This window comes from Teichococcus aestuarii (genome assembly GCF_042651065.1).
In the GTDB taxonomy this organism is placed as follows: domain Bacteria; phylum Pseudomonadota; class Alphaproteobacteria; order Acetobacterales; family Acetobacteraceae; genus Pseudoroseomonas; species Pseudoroseomonas aestuarii.
Window position 1 is genome coordinate 1 of sequence record NZ_JBHSCH010000133.1, and the last position, 2,528, is coordinate 2,528.

3 protein-coding genes are annotated in these 2,528 nt (G+C 74.9%); all 3 read left to right on the forward strand.

The features are described from left to right. Window positions 1–65 precede the first annotated feature (65 nt). Window positions 66–716 carry a CDP-alcohol phosphatidyltransferase family protein gene (locus ACFOY6_RS23850; RefSeq protein ID WP_245906269.1) on the forward strand — a complete coding sequence of 217 codons (651 nt, stop codon included), beginning with the start codon at window positions 66–68 and terminating at the stop codon, window positions 714–716. Further along, a complete protein-coding gene (locus ACFOY6_RS23855) occupies window positions 713–1,894 on the forward strand; it encodes an AI-2E family transporter (protein WP_379652428.1) in 1,182 nt (393 codons plus the stop codon). The genes ACFOY6_RS23850 and ACFOY6_RS23855 overlap by 4 nt, the downstream gene beginning before the upstream one ends. Then, the coding region (locus ACFOY6_RS23860; RefSeq protein WP_379652429.1) for a chromosomal replication initiator DnaA at window positions 1,895–2,528 on the forward strand (634 nt) is incomplete at its 3' end.

The following is a 2,528-nucleotide window of genomic DNA, read 5'->3' on the forward strand; positions in this document are numbered from 1 at the left end:
GCCCGCCCCCGCGGCGGCCCGGCCGGGCGGCGCGGGCGCCCCCTCCGGACCCTGGCAAATCGGCCTTGCCGGCCGGATCTGAGCCGCCGCGCCCGCCCGGCCGCCCCCCGGCGCCCGCGCCGGCGGGGACCTTCACCCTGCCGAATCTCATCACCCTGGCGCGGCTCTGCATGGTGCCGGCCACCATCTGGCTGATCATCCACGGCCGGCTGGACATCGCCTTCTTCGTCTTCGTGGCCGCCGGGGTGTCGGACGCGCTGGATGGCTGGCTGGCCCGCCGCCAGGGCAGCCATTCCACGCTCGGCGCCATGCTCGACCCGGTGGCCGACAAGGCGCTGCTGATCTGCACCTATGTGTCGCTCGCCATCATCGGCGTGCTGCCGGACTGGCTGGCCCTGCTGGTGGTGTTCCGCGACCTGCTGATCATGGGCGGCGTCGCGCTGTTCACCCTGCTCGGCGCGCCGCCGCCGATCCAGCCGCTGCGCATCTCGAAGGCCAACACCGTGGCGCAGATCGCCCTCGCCGCGCTGGCGCTGCTGTTGGCGGGCTTCGGCCTGCGCGGCGCATGGCTGCTCGATGCCACGATCGCCCTCGTCGCCTGCACCACCGTGCTGTCCGGCCTGGCCTATGTCGCGCCGCTGCTGCGGCGGGGCGGGGCGGGAGGTGGGGCAGGGGATGGAACAGGGGATGGAACAGGGGGCGGGACTCCAGGATGAGCAGGACGCCGCCCCAGCCCATGCTGCCCGACCCGCCGCCCCCGCCCGCCCGCCGCGACCCGCGCCCGGCATTCCCGCCGCCACAGCAGCCCGGGCCGCGCACCGCCACGCGCAACCAGCGGCTGACGCTGGTGCTCGGCCTGCTGGCGGCCGGGCTGTTCCTGCTCTGGCTGTTCTCGACGATCCTGACGCCCTTCGTGCTGGCCGGCTGCATCGCCTATTTCCTCGACCCCTTCGCCACGCGGATGAACCGCCTCGGCCTGTCGCGCGGCATCGCCGCGCTGCTGCTGGTGACGGCGCTGATGGCCCTGGCGCTGCTGGCGCTGCTGCTGCTCTACCCGCTGGTCATCGCCCAGGTGGGCACGCTGCTGGCGCGGCTGCCAAGCTATGTCGCCGGCGTCGGCTCGGCGGTGCAGGAGGCGCTGACGGCGCTGGAGCAGCGCTTCGGCCCGGAGGCGTTCGACACGCGGCTGCGCGACCTGGCGGTGAGCCAGATCGGCGCCATCCTCTCCTTCCTCGGCACCTCGGCCACGCGGCTGATCGGCGGCGGCTACGCGCTGTTCAGCGTCTTCACCCTGGTGGTGGTGACGCCGGTGGTGGCCTTCTACCTGCTGCGGGACTGGCCGCGCATCATGGGGCGCATCGAGAGCTGGCTGCCGCGCCGCTCCGCCGCCACGCTGCGCCAGCTGGCCCGCGACACCGACCGGGTGCTCTCCGCCTGGCTGCGCGGGCAGCTGCTCTGCTGCGCGCTGCTGGCGGGCTACTACGCCGTGGGCCTCTCGGCCGTCGGGCTGGAGCTGGGGCTGATGGTGGGGCTGGCCTCGGGCTTCCTCACCTTCATCCCCTATGTCGGCTCGATGACCGGGCTGGCCACGGCGCTGCTGCTGGCGATCGGCCAGTTCGGCACCTGGGACGGGGTCGGGCTGGTCGCCGCCATCTTCGTCACCGGGCAGATCGTCGAGGGCTACATCATCTATCCCCGCCTGCTGGGAGACCGGGTGGAGCTGCACGCGGTGTGGGTGATCTTCGCCCTCTTCGCCGGCGGCGTGGCCTTCGGCTTCCTCGGCGTGCTGCTGGCGGTGCCGATGGCGGCCACCCTCGGGGTGCTGGCGCGCTACTGGCTGCGGCGCTATCTGGAAAGCCCGCTCTACCTCGACCCGCCCCGAACCGGTGTGTGAATGCCCTCCGCCCCGCACAGCCCCGGTCCCACCCCCGAAGCCCCGCCCTTGCGGCAGCTGGCGCTGCCGCTGGACCTGCCGCCCGTCTTCCAGGGCGAGGTGATGGCCGACCGCTCCAACGCCGAGGCGCGCGCCTGGCTGGGGCGGGCCTCGGCCTGGCCGGCGCAGCGCCTGGCGGTGTTCGGGCCCGCGGGGGTGGGCAAGTCCCACCTGCTGCGGCAGGAGGCGGTGGCGCGGGGCTGGCGGCTGCTCCAGGGCCCGGCCTTGCGCGGCGTGCCCGAGCCCGCCCCCACCGCGCTCGACGACGCCGACTGCGTGGCCGAGGAGGCGGCGCTGTTCCACCTGATCAATGCCTGCGCGGCGCAGCGCCTGCCGCTGCTGCTGGCCGGGCGGCAGCCGCCCGCGCGCTGGGCGGTGGCGCTGCCCGACCTCGCCAGCCGGCTGCGCGCCACCGCGGCGGTGGGCATCGGCGAGCCGTCCGACACGCTGCTGGCGGCCCTGCTGGCGCGCCACTTCGCCGAGCGGCAGCTGCGGGTGCCGGAGGCGGTGCAGGAATGGCTGCTGGCCCGCCTGCCGCGCGAGGCCGGGGCCATCGCCATGCACGCCTCCGGCATCCCGCTGCAGGCGATGGTGC